The following is a 17382-nucleotide window of genomic DNA, read 5'->3' as shown; positions in this document are numbered from 1 at the left end:
TCAAGTGCATCACAAGATGCGGTCTGCCAGTGCCGTTTTTACGGCGGTGCTGGCGTGCAAGGTGCCAAGCACGAAAATCGATTCGATCGTCGCCACGGCCAGTTCGGCCGGGACGTCGCTGGCGATGCTGGCCATGCCCAGCACCTGGATCTGCAGCCGTTCCCCGGCGGCGAGTGCCGCTTCCAGGGACGCTTTCGAGTAGTGATGCATGCCGAGCACCAGGCTCCTGCGTGCAACGGTCTGCCTCACCACGTCGGCATGGATGTTCAGCTGGTTCCGGATCGCCGTGCGGATCAAGTCCGTACGGTTCGAATAGAACCCTTCGTTTACCAGCAGGTCTATCTGGCCTAAGTCGATCAGGCCGAGATTGATCGTGATTTTCTCCGAATCGTAAGTTTTCGGCTTGACTTCGCGTGCGTCCATAGTCCCCATATCATCCTCGTGGCATCCATACACCATCTGCATGGATGGTATTCTACAGCTGCATCATCTCAGGTCAAGCGCGATTCGATTGAATGCGCTAATCTTCTGCCCATGAGTCCAGAACAACAACAGCAGTCTCCGGTGCCGTCGCCCTGCATCAGCCTGTGCGAGATGGCGCCCGACACCGGCTTGTGCCGCGGCTGCCTGCGCACGATCGACGAAATCGTCCAGTGGGGCAGTGCCGGCGACGACTACAAACGCGCCGTGTGGGCCGAGATTCGGCGCCGCGAAGCCGACATGGAGTTCCGCTAGATGCAGTTTTACGAACCTGCCGGCGCCATCATCGGGCCGGCCTACGGCGCCGGCTTCAAGACCTTCGCCAGTTTGCTGACGGTCGCCTTGCTCGCTTACGGCGTCAGCGTCACGCTGCGCTACCCGGTGCTGTCGTACGGCTTCGGCGTCAAGGCGATGCTGGTGTGCGCCGCGGCGCTGCTGATGGTCAGTTATTACTGGTTCCTGCGTTCAGTGACGACCATCGATGCCGCCGGCATCCGCCAGAGCTTCGTGGTCGACAAGCGGGTGGAGTGGCGCGACGTGCGCGGCGCCAAGATGATCGGCATCCCGTATCTGAGCTGGCTGTTCCCGCCGCGGATGGTGGTTCGCACCGGCACCTCATTCACCACCTTTAACGGCGGCTCACGCGAGCTGCTGATCGAGTTCGCCAAGATATCGCTGGCCTTCCAGATGAAGAAATGAGCGCCGCGTTCACCTTGCCGGCGTCGATGCGCGTCTTCGAGCGCGGCTGGCTGTCGGCCAATAACATCCTGTTCACTGGCCGCGACGACACCGCGCTGGTAGACACCGGCTACGTGACGCACGCGCCGCAAACGCTGGCGCTGGTGCGCCACGCGCTCGGCGAGCGCCGGCTCGACCGCGTCATCAACACCCACCTGCACTCCGACCACTGCGGTGGCAACGCGGCGCTGCAGGCGCACTACGGCTGCGCCACCGCGATTCCGGTCGCCGAAGCAGACTCGGTGCGCGCCTGGGATGAAGATGCCCTCAGCTACAAGGCCACCGGCCAGCAGTGCGCGCGCTTTTCGTTCGACGCCACCGTGGCGCCGGGCGACGAGCTGCTGCTCGGCGGCCTGCGCTGGCACGCGCTGGCCGCGCCGGGCCACGATCCGCGCTCCTTGATTTTCTACTGCGCCGCCGAAGGCATCCTGATCTCCGCCGACGCGCTGTGGGAGAACGGCTTCGGCGTCATCTTCCCCGAGCTCGATGGCGAATCGGGCTTTGCCGAAGCGCGCGCCACGCTCGAGCTGATCGCCGGCCTCGATCTGCGCCTGGTCATTCCCGGCCACGGCGCGCCGTTCACCGATGCGAAGGCGGCGCTGGCGCGTGCCGGCACGCGCCTCGACTTCCTCGAAGCGGACCCGAAGCGCAACGCCGAAAACGCGGTCAAGGTGATGCTCAAGTTCCTGCTGCTCGAGCGCCAGCAGATCGCCATCGCCGATGTGCCGGCGATGTTCAGCGCGATCCCGATCCTGGCCGGCGCGCGCCGCCGCTTCCTGCACAAGGAGCCGTCCGAGCTGGCCGACTGGGCGATCGCCGCGCTGGTGCGCGCCGGCGCCGCGCGCATCGACGGCGCAATGCTGGTCAATCGCGACTAGACTCCAGCACGATCGTTCTTTTTTGCGTCATAATGGCATGGCCGTTCCGATCAATCCTTCCGTTCGAAAGTCCGTCATGGCGCTGCCCGTCGCATTGCAAAACCTGTCCCTTCCTGTCATTGGTTCGCCGATGTTCATCGCCAGCGGACCTGCGCTCGTCGCGGCCCAGTGCAAGGCTGGCATCGTCGGTTCCTTCCCGTCGCTGAACGCCCGGCCGGCCGAACTGCTCGACACCTGGCTGACCGACCTCAAGGCCGAGCTGGACGCGTACCGGCAAGCCAATCCGCTCGCCAGGGTCGGCCCGATCGCCGTGAACCAGATCGTCCACCAGTCGAACGACCGGCTCGCGCACGACGTGGAGGTGTGCGTGCGCCACCAGGTGCCGATCATCATCTCGTCGCTGCGCGCGCCGCCGAAGGAGATGCTCGACGCGATCCACAGCTACGGCGGCATCGTGCTGCACGACGTGATCTCGATCCGCCATGCCAGGAAAGCGCTGGAGGCCGGCGTCGACGGGCTGATCCTGGTGGCCGCCGGTGCGGGCGGCCATGCCGGCGCGCTGTCGCCGTTCGCGCTGGTGGGCGAAGTGCGCAAGTTCTTCAGTGGCCCGCTGGCGCTGTCAGGCTCGATCGCCACCGGCGACGCGATTCTGGCGGCGCAGGCGATGGGCGCCGACTTTGCCTACATCGGCTCGCGCTGGCTGGCCACCAAGGAATCGAACGTCAGCGACGCGTACCGCGATGCGATCGTCGAATCGGCCGCGGCCGACGTCGTCTACACCAACCTGTTCACCGGCGTGCACGGCAACTACCTGAAGAAGTCGATCGTCAACGCCGGCCTCGATCCGGACGCCTTGCCCGAATCGGACAAGAGCAAGATGAGTTTCGGCTCCGGCAGCGCCAAGGCCTGGCGCGACATCTGGGGCGCGGGGCAGGGCGTCGGCCTGATGGACGACGTGCCGACGGTCGCCGAAATGGTGGCGCGCCTGAAGGAAGAATATGACGCCGCCAGGGCCCGCCTTTCGCTGTAAGTGTTGGCCTTAAGACCGTGACACCGGGGTCAGACCTAGGTCTGACCCCGGTTTTTTACATCAACGCACTGGCAGGAAGCCCGTCGAGATCCACGGGACCGCGGCGATGATGATTACGCCCAGCAGCAGTGTGATCATGTAGGGGATCAAAGGACGCAGTCCTTCGCTCGAATCTACCTTGCTCACGGCGCATGCTGTGTAATAGCCGACGCCGAACGGCGGGGCGAACAACCCGATGCCCATCGACAGGATCACGATCATCGCGTAGTGGACGTCGTGGACGCCGACCGTTTCGGCGATCGGGAACAGCAACGGTCCGAACAACACGATCGCCGGGATGCCTTCAAGCACGCTGCCGAGGATGATGAAGCCGATGATCGACACCACGATGAAGGTCAGGCGCCCGCCCGGAAGTCCCGTGACCACTTCGGCCAGCGAGTTCGAGAAGCCCGACTGTGTCAAGGCCCATGCCATCGCCGTCGCCGCCCCGATGATCAGCAGGATTGCACCGGACAACGATGCGGTTTCGATCAGCATCGGCTTCAGGCGCTTCCAGTCGAACTCGCGGTAGATCAGCAGCCCCACGATGACCGAGTAGACGATGCCGATGGTCGACACTTCGGTGGCGGTGGCAACGCCTTCGACGACGGCGGCGCGGATCACGAACGGCAGCGCCAGCGCCGGCAAGGCCGCGAGCAAGGTACTGCCGATGACTCGGCGCGACAGCTTCGGCATCGCCGACAGGTCTTCGCCACGGCTGCGGAACCAGACCACCACGCACAACATCGCACCGACCACCAGCGCCGGCAAGATACCGCCGGTAAACAGCGCCGAAATCGATACGCCCGTGACCGAGCCGACCGTAATGAGCACCAGGCTGGGCGGGATGGTTTCCGTCTGCGCGCCGGTGGCCGACAGCAGTGCCACCAGTTCGCCTTCCTTGCAGCCGCGCTTTTTCATTTCAGGGAACAGTGCCGGCGCGATCGCGGCCATGTCGGCCGCCTTCGAACCGGAGATGCCGGAAATGAGGTACATGGCGCCGATCAGCACGTACGACAGGCCACCGCGGACATGCCCCAGCAGCGAAGCGAGGAAGCCGATCAGACGGCGCGCCATGCCGGTGACCTCGATCAGCAATCCGAGGAACACGAACATCGGCACCGACAGCAGCACAAGGTGCGACATCCCTTCGCTCATGCGGCCGACCAGCACGATCAGCGGCATCGTGGTGGTGCAGGCGAGGTAACTGAAGGTCGCAACGCCGAACGCGAACGCGATCGGCACGCCAAGGAAGACGCAGACCGAGATCATGCCGACGAAGAAGATCACGAGGTTGGTGTTGCCCAGTTCCATCAGCATCGGCCGGGCAAACAGCAGCACGACGGCGACCGCGGCGATGGCCAGCACGGCGCGTGCGGCGGCCGTGAAACGCGCCACCAGGAACAGCCGCAACGCCGCCGTCATCACCATCAGCACCGCGCCGACCGGCATCGCCGCCGCGCGCCACGCCGCGGAGATACCCATGCCGGGCATATTCATGGCTTGCTCGTCGATCAGGAATTCGTACGACGGAAGGACGATCATGACCAGGAACACCGTCGTCACGCCCATCGCGAATGCTTCGAGGAAGGCGCGCCGGTCGGGCGATGCGCCGTTGACGAACGTGGTCATGCGCATGTGTTCGCCGCGGCGGAGGGCAACTACCGATCCCAGCATGGCGAGCCACAAAAACAGCACGGATGCCAGTTCGTCCGACCACGTCAGCGGCGTATGTAGTACGTAGCGCGCAACGATGCCGGCAAACAGCACGACGATCTCGACCAGTACCAGCAGGGCCGCGCTCGCTTCGACGATGGTGCCGAGCCAGGAATCGAAGCGACTGACGAAGGTGATGCCGATGCCCGACGGAATGTCGAGCCGGGCCATGTGTTGATTATTTTCCAGGATGTTCATAGAGCCTCATTTCTTTTGGCCATGCAAGGCAAGCGACCCGGCAACGCCGGGCCGCCATGGTCGCTCGCGCCGCGGATACAGATCAGACCAGCTTGCCGACGGCCGCTTCCAGTTGCGCCCACGCTTCGTTGCCGAACTTTGCTTTCCATTCGTCGTAGAACCTGGCCTGCTGCAGCGCCTTGCGGAACGGCGCCGGATCGGGACGGTTGAACACCATGCCCTTGGCGCCGAGATCGGCCTGCAGCGACACGGCCAGCTTTTCGCTGTCGGCGCGCTGCACCATCGCGGCCGCGTTCATGTGCTTGTTGACGATCGCGCGCATCGGCGCCGGCAGCGCATCCATCGAACGCTTGTTGGCGACCATCCAGTAGCCGTCCCAGGTGTGCCCGGTCATGGCGCAGTTTTGCTGCACTTCGTACAGCTTGGAGTTGGCGATCAGCGTCAGCGGATTTTCCTGGCCTTCCACCACCTTGGTTTGCAGCGCGCTGTAGAGCTCGTTGAAATTGATCGGCGTCGGTGAGGCGCCGAGCGACTTGAACAGCGACAGCAGCAGAGGGCTGACTGGTACGCGGATCTTCATGCCGGCCAGGTCGGCCGGGGAATTGACCGGCTTTTGCGCGGTAATGTGGCGAAAGCCGTTATCGAAGATCTTGTCGGTGACCACCAGCCCGGTCTTGGCGATGTGGCTGCGCATGTAGTTGCCGAAATTGCCGTCCATCGCTTTCCACACCGACGGGTAGTCAGGGAAGATGAAGCCGACGCTGTTGAGCGACGCCATCGGCACCAGGTTGGCCAGCACCACGCCCGGTGTGGTCAGCATGTCGAGCGCGCCGGAGCGGACCTGGCTGACCATGTCGGTGTCCGAGCCGAGCTGGCTGTTCGGGAAAATGCGGATGTTGACCTTGCCGCCGGTTTCTTTCTTGATCGCTTCGCTCGCCTCGGTCAGGCGGATATAGATCGAGTGCGAGGCCTGGACGTTGGTGCCGACCTTGTAATTGAAGGTGCCGCCTTGTGCAATGGCCGGCGCGCCGGCGAAGCCGATCGCGCCAAGCGCGGCGGTTGTCTGGATGAACTTGCGGCGTGTGATTTCCATGTTCTTGTCTCCTGTCGTTTTAATTCGTAGATTCTGTGATCTGGTGATGGTACGGATTTTTACTGTTCAGTCGAACATGTCCGGCTGGGTGTTGACGAGCTGGTCATAAATGGTCTGGAAATGCAGCCAGCCGATGTATTCGCTGCCGACGTGCTCGCGGCTGTAGCGCGCGCGCTCCGGCGACACCATCACCGGCTCGCGGCCGCTTGCCTCGACCAGCATCTGCTGCTTGCAGCAGCGCTCGAGGGCGATGAACCAGAACGCCGCCGCTTCGATGCTGTGGCGGCTGGCGGTGAGCAGGCCGTGGTTCTGGTGGATCGCCGCCTTGACGTCCTTGAACCAGTCGCATACCGCCAGTCCGGCCTGTTCTTCGACGGCGACCTGGCCGGCTTCATCCTGGATGACGACGTGGTCCTCGAAGAACGCAGCCGCATCCTGCGAAATCGGATCGAGCGGGCGGCCCAGCGCGGCGAACGCGGTGCCGTACACGGTATGCGCATGGCACATCGCGATGATGTCCGGATGCGCTTCATGCACCGCCGCGTGCAGCACGAAGCCGGCGCGGTTGATGGCGTGGCGGCCTTCGACGACCTTGCCCTTGTGGTCGGCGCAGATCAGGTTCGAAATCTTCACCTGCGAAAAGTGCACGCACATCGGATTGGTCCAGTACAGCTCCGGGAATTCCGGATCGCGTACCGTCAGGTGGCCGGCAAAGCCGTAGTCGAAGCCCTGCAGGTCGAAGGCGCGGCAAGCGGCGACCAGGCGCTCCTTGCGGTGCTGGCGTTCTTCCGCGCGCGTGGCGAAGGTCGGGATCTCGGGAAAGATCAGGCCGGGCTGCTTCGGCTGGTAGATCGAGATGTTGGATGGTTTGGCTTGAACTGGTTCGATGGTGTCCGGCATGAGATTCTCCTTGAGTTGTTGTGTCTGGATGCTTGGTTGATTACAGGTCGAGTACCAGCAGCGGACCCTTGGCGCGCGACACACATGCCGTCAGCCATTGCTGTTGTTCGCCGTCGCCCAGGATCATGTCCTGGTGGTCGACTTCGCCTTCGAGGTAGCGCACCTTGCAGGTGCCGCACAGGCCGGCCTGGCAGGACGTCTCGATGCGCACGCCGGCCGCGTTGAGTGCGTCGGCAATGCTGATGCCCGGGGCGACGTCGATCAGCTGGCCGGTGCTGGCAATCTTCACCGCGAAGCTGCAGGGCGCCGCATCGCTGGCCGGACGGGCGATTTCCGGCGCCTTGAAATGCTCGAAGTGCACGCTTCCGGCCGGCCAGTGCGCCGCGGCGTTCGCGCACGCTTGCATGAAGCCGGCCGGGCCGCAGTAGAACAGGTGGGTGCCTTCGCCATGCTCGCGCAGCAAGCCCGCGATATCGAGGCCATCGGCCGGGTTGCCGTGATCGTAATGGAAGTTCGGCGTGCCATGCTTCCAAGGACCGGCCAGTTCCGTGCCGAACGCTACGCACCCGGCGTTGCGGGCGCAGTAGTGGAATTCGAATTCGATGCCTGCCTCCTCTAACGCATGCGCCATCGACTTCAGTGGCGTGACGCCGATGCCGCCGGCCAGCAGCATCACCTTGCGCGCCCGCCCGCCTAGCGAGAAATTGTTGCGCGGATGGCTGAAGGTCACCACGTCCTGCACCTTCAGGCTCTCGTGCAGCGCCTTCGAGCCGCCGCGCCCCTTTTCGTCGCGCAGCACGGCGATCACGTAGCGATGCCGCTCCGCCGGCGAATTGCTCAGCGAATACTGGCGGATCAATCCGTTCGGCAGGTGCACGTCGATGTGCGCGCCGGCGGTGAACGGCGGCAATTCGCCGCCGTCCGGATCGACCAGCTCGTAAGAGTTGATGCCGGCCGCTTCCAAGCGGATCTGGCGCACCAGCAGCGACAAGCGCGCCTGCTCGATGGCGGTGGTGGCTTCAGTCATATCCATGGCTCCTTCCCCCTTTTGCGTCCGGACTTATTTGCGCACCGAGCTTTCCAGCTCGTCGAACTTTGCGCGCACGAATTCGGCGCGGGATTCGCCCTTGAGCGATTCGCTTTCGGTCAGGATCGCTACGATCTGGCGCGACACGTGGCGCCGGTTGGCGACTTCCTCCTCCACCGTTGCGCCTTCGGCAATGTCGAACACGTTGCCCGAGCAGTAGCTGTTCGGTGCGCCGCCGACGGTACGAAGCCACGCGGCGAAATGCTCCGGATTGGCGGCCGGGTTCGAACCGCGCACCGCGTCGCGCAGCATCTTGCGGAACAAGAACACGCCGGCGTCGAACTTGGTCGGGTTTTCCAGGGCATGCACGGCGATCGGGCGCTGGCTGATGATCGCCTCGTAGTCGCCCGGCGCGTACTGCGCTTCCTTGTAGTTGGCGCGCGCGCGGTGGTCGGTCGGAATCGGCGGCAGGTCTTCCAGCTTGTACTTGCCGAAACGCTCAGGGCGGCGCATCGCGACCTGGCCTTCGAGGAAGTCGATGGTCTCGTAGCCGACCATGCCCTTGTCGCCGATGCCGCGCGTGTCGATGCCGGGGCCCATCACGCGCCAGCCGAGCATCTTGCTGTTGACGTCGTCGACCGGCACCGTCCAGCGGACGATGTGGAAGCGGCTGAACAGCTTCTTTTGCGAGCCGTCTTCGGAGGTGTAGGCGTGCAGGCTCAGGTTCGGCAGCACCTGGTGCTGGACGCGCACGAACAGGCGGTCCTTGTTGACCCGGCGCGCACCGGCGCAGGCCAGGCCGCGGCCCTGGTGGATCGGGATGAACTGCATGTCGGGCGCCACTTCCATCGACGCGGCGCCAACTTCGTCGAAGGTCGTGCCCTGGAACTGGCCGTTGACGACGTTCTTCGCCGAGTGCAGCGCGGTCGGGTGGAAATTGTCGGCGGCGTTGTCCTGCACCTGCAGCCAGTTGCAATGTTGGAAATTGCTGTAAGGGACCAGCTCATCGCCTTCGGCGACGGTGAAGTTGCCTTCCCACTCAGGGAACGGTGGCTCGTCTTCCGGCGGGCCCATGTAGGCGAACACCAGGCCGTTGCGCTCAAACGCCTTATACGCGCCCTGCTTGATCGAGCACGAATACTTCTCGGCTTCCTTTTCCTCGCCGACGGGGAACGGCACGTGCAGGCAGGTGCCGTCGATGTCGAACACCATGCCGTGATAGCAGCACTTGATGCCGCGCTCCTGCACCGCGCCGTACTCGAGCGACGCGCCGCGGTGGACGCAGTGCGCGTGCAGCAGGCCGATGCGCCCGGACCCGTCGCGGAAGGCAACCAGTTCTTCGCCCATGATTTTGAGAAAGTGCGGCGTGTCGGTCAGTTCCAGCGACATGCAGACCGGATGCCAGAAGCGGCGCATGTATTCGCCCATTGGCGTGCCGGGGCCGACCTCGGTCAGTTCCGGATCGTGGCCCGGAATCTTGCTGCTGTAATAGCCGCCGAACGGGATCAGCTTCTTCGTGACCGTGGCAGTTGCCTGGGCTGGCGCGGTGCCGTCTGGGGTCTTGTCTCTTGTGTTCATGCTGCACTCCTCGAATGGATCAGGTGGTTAGTTGTGCGCGTACGGCGAAGCACGCCGCGCTGGCGAATACCGAATTCCGTATACATAAAAAATGGGCGGAATCAGGCTGGATAAGCCTGAATTTGCGCCTCAGTTCCTGGACTGGTCGACCAGTTTGTTCTTGGCGATCCACGGCATCATCGCTCGCAGCCTGGCGCCGACTTCCTCGATCGGGTGCTCGGCGGTCAGCCGGCGGCGTGCAATCAGCGTCGGCGCGCCGGCCCGGTTTTCCAGCATGAGGCTCTTGGCGTACTCGCCGGTCTGGAGATCCTTGAGGCACTGGCGCATCGCGTTTTTGGTATCTGCGGTAACGATCTTCGGGCCGGCGGTGTACTCGCCGTACTCGGCATTGTTGGAAATGGCGTAGTTCATGTTGGCGATGCCGCCTTCATAGATCAGGTCGACGATCAGCTTCAGTTCGTGCAGCGGCTCGACCGCGCCGCCGCACAGCACCGCCTGCTCGCCGAACAAGTGAGGCACGCCGCCGCCCTGGCTGTAGGTCGAGCGCACGGTATGGCCGGGCGCCTTCGGCGCGGCCATGATGACGTCGAGGTCGGCGCGCGGCACGACCTGGCCGTAATGGATGTTGAACCCGTGGGCGAACGCCAGCGTTGCGCCTTGCTTCGCCTGTGGCGCCACGTTCTCGCTGTAGACCTGGGCGATGCTCTCGTCGGGCAACAGGATCATGATGATGTCGGCGCCTTTGACCGCATCGTTGACGTCCGCCACCTTCAGGCCGGCAGCCTCCACCTTGTTGCACGAAGCGCCGCCGCGGCGCAGGCCGACGGTGACGGTGCAGCCCGATTCGCTCAGGTTTTGTGCGTGGGCATGGCCCTGTGAGCCGTAGCCGAGGATGGCGACTTGCTTGCCCTTGATAGGCGAAAGATCGCAATCTTTATCGTAAAAAACGTTCATCGAATAACCCATTGTTGGCTTCTGTACTCTGTATACAGTGTTTATTTTTATGCCGATTGGTTTTTAAGTCAAGCGTTTCGTAGCCATTCGTGACTACTTTCTTTTGGGAAAGCAGAGCGCTGTAACCATATGGTACAGGGCGCTAAAACGCGTGCTAGACTAGGAGTTGAATACTGTATGCAGAGGAAGCAAGATGATTCCCAAACTCACAAAGATCCCTGTGCGGCAGGATTTCGTCGACGAGGTCTACAAGACCCTGCTCGACGCGATCAGCGATGGCTCGCTGGCGCCCGGAGTGCGCATCACGCAGGAGGAAATCGCCGAGCAACTCAACGTGTCGCGTTCCCCGGTGCTGCAGGCGCTGCGCTTGCTGAAGAAGGATGGACTGGTGCATGACGCGCCGGGCCGCGGCATCCTGATCGCGCCGCTCGATCCGGAGTGGATCGGCCACCTGTACCAGATCCGCGGCGCGCTCGACACGCTGGCCGCGCGCCTCGCCGCCGAGAAGAAGCACGCGATCGGACCGGAGATCATCGCCAGCGGACGCAAGGCGGCGCGCGGCAAGGACGTCAAGGCGATGATCGATGCCGATATCGCCTTCCACACGGCGATCTACCGAGCGTCCGGCAACCCGCTGATCGCCGAAACGACCCAGCTGCACTGGGTGCATTTACGCAGGGTGATGGGGGCGGTCCTGCAATCGTCGGCGCAGCGCGAATCGATCTGGGACGAGCACCAGGAAATCGCCAACGCTATCGCCAGCGGCGACGCCAAGCTGGCCACCAGGCTGACCGAGGAGCACGCGTTTATTGCGCGCGAAAGCCTGATCGCCCACCTCGCCGAAGTGCTGGATAATCAGCCGAAACCGACCCGCCGCGCGGCCACGCTGCGCGCATCCTGATTTGCGCCCATCACTCCTGTCTCAGGTGTAATCGCGCTGGTCGTCGATCAGCTTGCCGTCGTCCGGCAGCGTGCCCGGCGCCTCCAGCTTCACCTGCCCGCGCAGCTTCGTCACGTCGCGGATCGACGCGACGATCGCCTCCACTTCTTCCGCCGCCGGCGTCTGCGCCACCTCGCAATGCAAGGTCATCTCGTCGTTCGCCATGCGGCCCGACACCACCAGCCGCGCCTTGACGATACACGGGTGACGGCGCGTGATATTGGCCACCTGCGCCGGATGGACGAACATCGCGCGCACCTTGGTGGTCTGGTCGGCGCGCCCCATCCAGCCCTTGATGCGCACGTTGGTGCGCCCGCAGCCGGGCGGCGGCACATCGACCAGCAGCGCCGACATGTCGCCTGTGGCGAAGCGGATCAGCGGATAGTCCTGGTTGAACAGCGTAACCACGATCTCGCCGGTGTCGCCCGGCGCCACCGGTTCGCCGGTGCCGGGACGGACGATTTCGATGATGATATCCTCGTCCACCATCATGCCGGGATTGAGCACGCCATTGCTGGCCGTTTCGTAGGCGATGCTGCCGATGTCGGCCGAGGCGTAGGTCTGGAACACGTGCGGCACGCCGTTGTCGCGGAACCACGCGCGCAGCGATTCGGGCAGCGCCTCGGCGCCCATCAGCGCATGCTGCACGCTGCTGATGTCGGCGCCCATCTCGCGCGCCTTTTCGATGATAATGCGCAGGAACGAGGGCGTGCCGACGTAGGTGTCCGGCCGCAGGTCGACCATCGCCTGCACCTGCATTTCGGTCTGGCCGGCGCCGGCGGGAATCACCGTGCAGCCGATGCGCGCGGCGCCGCCTTCGACCATGAAGGCAGCTGGCGTAAAGTGGTACGAGAAGCAGTTCTGCAGCAGGCCGCCGGCACGCACGCCGGCCGCATACATCGGCCGCGAAAAACGCCACCAGTCACGCCCGCGCCCTTCCGGATCGTAGATCGGACCGGGCGACATGTAGATGTGGCGCAGCTGGCCGCTTGGCGTCGCGGCGAGCCCGCCGAACGGCAGCGCGCGCTGCTGCAGCGTCTTCAGGTCCGACTTGCGGGTGATCGGCAGATCCGCCAGTGCGGCGCGGCTGTCGATGCCGGCGGCGTCGACGCCGGCCAGGATGCCTTCCCACCCCGGCCCCTGCTGGGCGCGGGCGATCAGCTGCGGCAAGCGCGCCATCAGGTCGCGTTCGCGTACCTGCGGGTCGCGCGTTTCCAGTTCGTCCAGCGTGTGTCCGGTCATTCGGTACCTCCCAGCTCGCGCTGCAGCTTCTTGGTCAGTTTGGCAAATACAAGGTCATACGAACGGCGCAACAGTGCAGCGGCCTCGCGGTCGTCCAGCGCATCGGCGCTTTCGACATAGACCCACTTGGCGCGCGCCAGGTACGGCGCCGGGATGATGCCCGGCCGGTCGGTCAGTTCCAGGAAGCGCTCGTCCTCGACCTTGAAGCTCATGCCGCTCGCCGGCACCGCGCTGCCGGTCACCGCAAACATCTTGGTGCTGACCGAGAAAACAGCGTCGGCGCCCCATTTGATGTCTTCGGTGCAGCCCGGGAAGGAGCGGCACAGCGCCTTCGCTTTTTCGAAATCCATGGTGTTCCTCAAGCGAGCCAGCGTTTGCGGCGGCGGTAAAATTTCATGTCCCTGAAGCTCTTGCGTCCCGCCCCGGACACGCCGAGGTAGAACTCTTTCACGTCTTCATTGGCGGCCAGGTCGGCGGCCGCGCCTTCCATCACCACGCGGCCGTTCTCGAGGATGTAGCCGAAGTCGGCGTAGCGCAGCGCCACCGTGGTGTTCTGCTCGGCCAGCAGAAACGACACGCCTTCCTTCTGGTTCAAGTCCTTGACGATGTCGAAGATCTCTTCGACGATCTGCGGCGCGATGCCCATCGACGGCTCGTCGAGCAGGATCATCGATGGCTTGGCCATCAGCGCGCGGCCGATCGCGCACATCTGCTGCTCGCCGCCGGACGTGTAGCCGGCCTGGCTGGTGCGGCGCTCTTTGAGGCGCGGAAAATAGTGGTACACCGCGTCGAGCGAATCCTTCAACTCCGCGCGCGAAATCGAGCGCGTGTAGGCGCCGGTCAGCAGGTTCTCTTCGATGGTCAGGTGGCCGAAGCAGTGGCGACCCTCCATCACTTGCGACAGGCCGCGCTTGACCAGCGCGTTCGGGGTCAGCTGGTCGATGCGTTCGCCGTTGAAGTGAACCTCGCCCTTGGTGACGTCGCCGCGCTCGCCGCGCAGCAAGGTCGAAATGGTTTTCAGCGTGGTCGACTTGCCGGCCCCGTTGGCGCCCAGCAGGGCGACGATTTTCCCTTTCGGGACTTGCAGCGACACGCCCTTCAGGACCAGGATCACGTGGTCGTAGATGACTTCGATGTTATTCACCGACAGGTAGGGCTGGCTGGCGTTTGTCATGGCTTCTTCAGTATTCGGCAGGAACCGCCTCCCGCACCAATTGGCGCGGGAGGCGAAGGTAGATCGTGATTACAGGCACGCTGGCGTGATTTTCTTCTCGGTGGCATACGCCATCGAGGAGTCGTCGATCAGCTTGCGCGTCAGCGCCTTGTCGCCGACGATCCAGTTCGGCGTGATCGCCTTCCACTTGGTGCCGTCCCACTGCTGAACCTTGACGGCGCCCGAACCTTCATGGTCGTCGCAGCTGGTCTTCACGGTCGGGAACATGCCGAACGCGCCGAGTGCCTTCTGGCGCGCCGCGTCGATGTTCAGGTTCTCAAGGCCCCAGCGAATCTGCTCGCCGGTCATCACTTTGCCCTTGCCGTACTTGTCCTGCGCGGTGCGGATCGCCTCGACCCACAGGATCCCCATCGTCATGCCGCGCATGTGATACACGGAGCCGATACGGGCCTGGTCGGCCAGGTTGCCCTTGCCGGCCGCGTACACCTTCTTGCGGATGTCGTCGATCAGCGGGTAGTTACCCGGCGTGTTGAAGGTCATCGCGGTGTAGCCCTTGGCGGCGTCGCCCGACGGGATGGTGTCCTCCTCGGAACCGGCCCACCACACGCCCAGCATCTTCTCGCGCGGGAAGCCGTTGCGCTGCGCTGTCTTGATGGCGACCGAATTCATCACGCCCCAGCCCCACAGGATCACGTGGTCAGGCTTGGCCTGGCGGATCTGCAGCCACTGCGACTGCTGCTCGTTGCCCGGCGGGGCGACCGCGATCTTCAGCAGTTCGAAACCATGCTGCGCTGCCAGTGCATCGAGCACCGGCATCGCTTCCTTGCCGAACGGCGAATCGTGGTACAGGTAGGCGATCTTCTTGCCCTTCAGTTTGGCGTAGCCGCCTTCCTTGTCGCCCAGGTACTTGATCATGCCGGCGGCCTGGTTGTAGTAGCTGGTGATGAGCGGGAAAATATACGGGAACACCTTGCCGTTGGCGGCGTCGGAGCGGCCGTAGCCGAGCGTCGTCATCGGGATCTTGTCGACCGCGACGCGGTCGAGGATGCCGTAGGCGATACCGGTCGACAGCGGCTCGATCAGCGTGGCGCCGCCGTTCTTGGTCTTCAGGCGCTCGTAGCACTCGACCCCGCGCGACGGGTTGTACTCCGTCTCGCACTCTTCCCACAGTATCTTGACGCCGTTGACGCCGCCGTTGGCGTTAACCAGGTTGAAGTAGTCGATGGCGCCGCCGTAAAAGCCGGAGCCGCCGGCCGCATACGCGCCGACGCGGTACGACGGCAGCGCCACGAACTGGTCGGCCGCCTGCGCGACCTGGGTAAAGGCGCCCGACAGCGCCGCGCACAGCATGATCGTTTTAAAGCCCTTCATTATCGTCTCCTCTTTTTTCACTACGTTGACTGCGATTGCGTGCCTTCAGCCTTTAATGCGGGAACGGCCACAGGCGCAACTTCTCTTTACCCACTTGCCACAAGCGCGCGAGGCCGTGCGGCTCCACGATCAGGAAAAATATGATCAACGCGCCAAACACCATTAATTCCAGATTCGATGCAAAACTGGTCGGCAGGCCGAGGAAGTGGCCGAAGATATTCAGCCACACCGGCAGCAGCACGATGAAGGCGGCGCCGAGGAAGGAGCCGAGGATCGAGCCGACACCGCCGATGATGATCATGAACAGGATGCGGAACGACAGGTCGAGGTTATACGCTTCCGGTTCCACCGTGCCGAGATAGGCGAAGGCGTACAGCGCGCCGGCCACGCCACAGTAGAACGAGCTGACGGCGAACGCCAGCAGCTTGGTGCGCAGCGGCCGAAAGCCGATCACCTCGGCCGCCATGTCCATGTCGCGAATCGCCATCCAGGACCGCCCGACGTTCGAGCGGATCATGTTCTTGGCCAGCAGCGCCAGCAAGGCGACGATGCCCAGCACCAGCAGGTATTTGCTGGCCGGCGAACTGAACTCGTAGCCGAAGATCTGCATCTTCTGCACCGTCACCACGCCCGAGGAGCTGTAGTTGGTCAGGTACGGGATCTTGGTCAGGCACCAGACGACGAAGAACTGGGTCGCCAGGGTGGAGGCGGCCAGGTAGAAGCCGCGCACCCGCAGCGACGGCAGGCCGAACACGATGCCCACCAGCGCGGCGCACAGGCCGCCGAGCACGAAGGCGACCAGCAGCGGCAGGCCAGGCACGCGGGCGATGAAGTTGAACGCGGCGTAGGCGCCGACTGCCATGAAGGCGGCGGTGCCGAGCGAGAGCTGGCCGGCGTAACCGGTCAGGATGTTCAGGCCGAGCGCGGCCAGCGCGAAGATCAGGAACGGGATCAGGATCGCCGACAGCATGTAGGGCGTGGCGAACAGCGGCACCAGCACCGCTGCGGCCAGCACCACGCTGGCGATGGCGATGCGGTCCTGCCGGATCGGGAAAATCTGGTTGTCGGCCTGGTAGGAGGTCTTGAACTGCCCCGCTTCACGATACAACATCTATATTCTCCGGATGATTTTTTCGCCGAACAGCCCCTCGGGGCGCACCAGCAGGAACAGCAGCGCAAGCACATACGGAAACCAGCCCTCGATGCCGCCACCGACCATCGGGCCGATATAGACTTCCGCCAGTTTTTCGGACGCGCCGATAATCAGGCCGCCGACGATCGCGCCAGGCACCGAGGTAAAGCCGCCGAGGATCAGCACCGGCAGCGCTTTCAGGGCGATGAAGGTGAGCGCGAACTGCACGCCGTTGCGGGCGCCCCACAGCAGGCCCGCCACCAGCGCGACCAGACCGGCCACCGCCCACACCACGCCCCAGATCTGCTGCAGCGGGATGCCGACCGCCTGCGCGGCCTGATGGTCGTCGGCCACCGCGCGCAGGGCGCGGCCGATTTTCGTCTTCGAGAACAGCAGCGCCAGGGCGGTCACCATCAGCGCGCAGATGGCCGCCGCGGTGACGTCGAACTTGGACACCATGATGTTGTAGCTGTCGAGCAGCCAGGGAATCGGCACGTCCTCGATCGGCAGGGTCAGCTTGTGCACCTGCGAGCCCCAGATCAGCTGCGCCAGGCCCTCGATGAAAAACGCCAGGCCGATGGTGGCCATGAACAGCGTGATCTCCGGCTGGTTCACCAAGGGCCGCAATACCACCTTCTCGATGGCCAGTCCGAGCACCACCATCACCACCATCGTCAGCACGATGGCCAGCCACATCGGCACGCCGAACTTGTCGACCATGCCGACGCAGGTGAGGGCGGCGAAGAACACCATCGCGCCCTGGGCAAAGTTGAACACGCCGGACGCCTTGTAGATCAGGACGAAGCCGATCGCCACCAGCGCATACATGATGCCGGAGAGGAGGCCGCCGATCAGCACTTCAAAGAAAAAGCTCATGGTAAGGTTCCCATCG

At 64.0% G+C, this 17382-nt stretch carries 18 protein-coding genes; 5 read left to right on the top strand and 13 right to left on the bottom strand.

The annotated features are described in order from the left end of the window. Positions 1–9 precede the first annotated feature (9 nt). Positions 10–459, bottom strand: a complete 450-nt coding sequence (locus tag ACP7DD_RS03180) for a CopG family transcriptional regulator (protein ID WP_426173325.1) — start codon at positions 457–459, stop codon at positions 10–12. A gap of 75 nt (positions 460–534) precedes the next feature. Here ACP7DD_RS03180 and ACP7DD_RS03175 point away from each other — a divergent pair, with 75 nt between their 5' ends. The 4 genes from ACP7DD_RS03175 (at position 535) to ACP7DD_RS03160 (ending at position 3126) form a co-directional block, all read left to right on the top strand. Beyond that, positions 535–735 (top strand): DUF1289 domain-containing protein, encoded by a 201-nt coding sequence (locus tag ACP7DD_RS03175; protein WP_426173255.1) that lies wholly within the window; start codon positions 535–537, stop codon positions 733–735. Continuing rightward, positions 736–1179: a hypothetical protein gene (locus ACP7DD_RS03170; RefSeq protein WP_426173254.1), complete on the top strand. Its 444-nt coding sequence runs from the start codon at positions 736–738 to the stop codon at positions 1177–1179. Next, positions 1176–2096: an MBL fold metallo-hydrolase gene (locus tag ACP7DD_RS03165; protein WP_426173253.1), complete on the top strand. Its 921-nt coding sequence runs from the start codon at positions 1176–1178 to the stop codon at positions 2094–2096. Before ACP7DD_RS03170 ends, ACP7DD_RS03165 begins: the two co-directional genes overlap by 4 nt. Before the next feature lie 76 nt (positions 2097–2172). Further along, positions 2173–3126, top strand: a complete 954-nt coding sequence (locus ACP7DD_RS03160; protein WP_426173252.1) for an NAD(P)H-dependent flavin oxidoreductase — start codon at positions 2173–2175, stop codon at positions 3124–3126. Between the two features lie 60 nt (positions 3127–3186). Here the strand turns inward: ACP7DD_RS03160 and ACP7DD_RS03155 are convergent, their stop codons facing one another. The 6 genes from ACP7DD_RS03155 to ACP7DD_RS03130 form a co-directional block, all read right to left on the bottom strand. Beyond that, complete coding sequence (locus ACP7DD_RS03155; RefSeq protein WP_426173324.1) at positions 3187–5052, bottom strand: TRAP transporter large permease subunit; 1866 nt, start codon at positions 5050–5052, stop codon at positions 3187–3189. A 109-nt stretch (positions 5053–5161) separates the two neighbouring features. Further along, positions 5162–6172: a TRAP transporter substrate-binding protein gene (locus tag ACP7DD_RS03150; protein WP_426173251.1), complete on the bottom strand. Its 1011-nt coding sequence runs from the start codon at positions 6170–6172 to the stop codon at positions 5162–5164. A gap of 66 nt (positions 6173–6238) precedes the next feature. After that, complete coding sequence (locus ACP7DD_RS03145) at positions 6239–7072, bottom strand: class II aldolase/adducin family protein (RefSeq protein WP_426173250.1); 834 nt, start codon at positions 7070–7072, stop codon at positions 6239–6241. Positions 7073–7112: 40 nt separating this feature from the next. After that, positions 7113–8105: a PDR/VanB family oxidoreductase gene (locus ACP7DD_RS03140; RefSeq protein ID WP_426173249.1), complete on the bottom strand. Its 993-nt coding sequence runs from the start codon at positions 8103–8105 to the stop codon at positions 7113–7115. 27 nt (positions 8106–8132) lie between these two features. Then, positions 8133–9677: a Rieske 2Fe-2S domain-containing protein gene (locus ACP7DD_RS03135; protein ID WP_426173248.1), complete on the bottom strand. Its 1545-nt coding sequence runs from the start codon at positions 9675–9677 to the stop codon at positions 8133–8135. 129 nt (positions 9678–9806) lie between these two features. Further along, positions 9807–10631, bottom strand: coding sequence for an NADP-dependent ketol-acid reductoisomerase (locus ACP7DD_RS03130; RefSeq protein WP_426173247.1), 825 nt, complete (start codon positions 10629–10631; stop codon positions 9807–9809). A 193-nt stretch (positions 10632–10824) separates the two neighbouring features. Here ACP7DD_RS03130 and ACP7DD_RS03125 point away from each other — a divergent pair, with 193 nt between their 5' ends. Continuing rightward, the gene (locus ACP7DD_RS03125; RefSeq protein ID WP_426173246.1) at positions 10825–11532 is read left to right on the top strand and encodes a GntR family transcriptional regulator; all 708 of its coding nucleotides are present in this window, start codon (positions 10825–10827) and stop codon (positions 11530–11532) included. A gap of 21 nt (positions 11533–11553) precedes the next feature. On the opposite strand, the gene ACP7DD_RS03120 is transcribed toward ACP7DD_RS03125, so the two are convergent. From ACP7DD_RS03120 to ACP7DD_RS03095, 6 genes are all read right to left on the bottom strand, one after another. Beyond that, entirely contained in the window at positions 11554–12813 is a 1260-nt protein-coding gene (locus tag ACP7DD_RS03120) for a phenylacetate--CoA ligase family protein (RefSeq protein WP_426173245.1), read from the bottom strand. Continuing rightward, positions 12810–13163 carry an MmcQ/YjbR family DNA-binding protein gene (locus ACP7DD_RS03115; RefSeq protein WP_426173244.1) on the bottom strand — a complete coding sequence of 118 codons (354 nt, stop codon included), beginning with the start codon at positions 13161–13163 and terminating at the stop codon, positions 12810–12812. Before ACP7DD_RS03115 ends, ACP7DD_RS03120 begins: the two co-directional genes overlap by 4 nt. Positions 13164–13171: 8 nt before the next feature. Further along, entirely contained in the window at positions 13172–13987 is an 816-nt protein-coding gene (locus ACP7DD_RS03110) for an ABC transporter ATP-binding protein (RefSeq protein WP_426173243.1), read from the bottom strand. 69 nt (positions 13988–14056) lie between these two features. Beyond that, a complete protein-coding gene (locus tag ACP7DD_RS03105; RefSeq protein WP_426173242.1) occupies positions 14057–15358 on the bottom strand; it encodes an ABC transporter substrate-binding protein in 1302 nt (433 codons plus the stop codon). A 52-nt stretch (positions 15359–15410) separates the two neighbouring features. After that, positions 15411–16469 (bottom strand): branched-chain amino acid ABC transporter permease, encoded by a 1059-nt coding sequence (locus ACP7DD_RS03100; RefSeq protein ID WP_426173241.1) that lies wholly within the window; start codon positions 16467–16469, stop codon positions 15411–15413. Beyond that, on the bottom strand, positions 16470–17366 hold the full coding sequence (locus tag ACP7DD_RS03095) for a branched-chain amino acid ABC transporter permease (RefSeq protein WP_426173240.1): 897 nt from the start codon (positions 17364–17366) through the stop codon (positions 16470–16472). Positions 17367–17382 lie beyond the last annotated feature (16 nt).

It is taken from the genome of Massilia sp. TWR1-2-2 (assembly GCF_049897565.1).
In the GTDB taxonomy this organism is placed as follows: domain Bacteria; phylum Pseudomonadota; class Gammaproteobacteria; order Burkholderiales; family Burkholderiaceae_D; genus JAFCUW01.
The sequence above is the reverse complement of the archived record's forward strand: the minus strand, read 5'-3'. Positions and strand labels throughout refer to the sequence as shown.

Excerpts from the sequence above, each read along its gene's own strand:
- ACP7DD_RS03175 (WP_426173255.1), top strand. The coding sequence starts at position 535 with ATGAGTCCAGAACAACAACAGCAGTCTCCGGTGCCGTCGCCCTGCATC.
- ACP7DD_RS03140 (WP_426173249.1), bottom strand. The coding sequence starts at position 8,105 with ATGGATATGACTGAAGCCACCACCGCCATCGAGCAGGCGCGCTTGTCG.
- ACP7DD_RS03165 (WP_426173253.1), top strand. The coding sequence starts at position 1,176 with ATGAGCGCCGCGTTCACCTTGCCGGCGTCGATGCGCGTCTTCGAGCGC.
- ACP7DD_RS03170 (WP_426173254.1), top strand. The coding sequence starts at position 736 with ATGCAGTTTTACGAACCTGCCGGCGCCATCATCGGGCCGGCCTACGGC.
- ACP7DD_RS03160 (WP_426173252.1), top strand. The coding sequence starts at position 2,173 with ATGGCGCTGCCCGTCGCATTGCAAAACCTGTCCCTTCCTGTCATTGGT.
- ACP7DD_RS03130 (WP_426173247.1), bottom strand. The coding sequence starts at position 10,631 with ATGAACGTTTTTTACGATAAAGATTGCGATCTTTCGCCTATCAAGGGC.
- ACP7DD_RS03110 (WP_426173243.1), bottom strand. The coding sequence starts at position 13,987 with ATGACAAACGCCAGCCAGCCCTACCTGTCGGTGAATAACATCGAAGTC.
- ACP7DD_RS03115 (WP_426173244.1), bottom strand. The coding sequence starts at position 13,163 with ATGGATTTCGAAAAAGCGAAGGCGCTGTGCCGCTCCTTCCCGGGCTGC.
- ACP7DD_RS03100 (WP_426173241.1), bottom strand. The coding sequence starts at position 16,469 with ATGTTGTATCGTGAAGCGGGGCAGTTCAAGACCTCCTACCAGGCCGAC.
- ACP7DD_RS03155 (WP_426173324.1), bottom strand. The coding sequence starts at position 5,052 with ATGGCCCGGCTCGACATTCCGTCGGGCATCGGCATCACCTTCGTCAGT.
- ACP7DD_RS03095 (WP_426173240.1), bottom strand. The coding sequence starts at position 17,366 with ATGAGCTTTTTCTTTGAAGTGCTGATCGGCGGCCTCCTCTCCGGCATC.
- ACP7DD_RS03145 (WP_426173250.1), bottom strand. The coding sequence starts at position 7,072 with ATGCCGGACACCATCGAACCAGTTCAAGCCAAACCATCCAACATCTCG.
- ACP7DD_RS03125 (WP_426173246.1), top strand. The coding sequence starts at position 10,825 with ATGATTCCCAAACTCACAAAGATCCCTGTGCGGCAGGATTTCGTCGAC.
- ACP7DD_RS03135 (WP_426173248.1), bottom strand. The coding sequence starts at position 9,677 with ATGAACACAAGAGACAAGACCCCAGACGGCACCGCGCCAGCCCAGGCA.
- ACP7DD_RS03180 (WP_426173325.1), bottom strand. The coding sequence starts at position 459 with ATGGTGTATGGATGCCACGAGGATGATATGGGGACTATGGACGCACGC.
- ACP7DD_RS03120 (WP_426173245.1), bottom strand. The coding sequence starts at position 12,813 with ATGACCGGACACACGCTGGACGAACTGGAAACGCGCGACCCGCAGGTA.
- ACP7DD_RS03105 (WP_426173242.1), bottom strand. The coding sequence starts at position 15,358 with ATGAAGGGCTTTAAAACGATCATGCTGTGCGCGGCGCTGTCGGGCGCC.
- ACP7DD_RS03150 (WP_426173251.1), bottom strand. The coding sequence starts at position 6,172 with ATGGAAATCACACGCCGCAAGTTCATCCAGACAACCGCCGCGCTTGGC.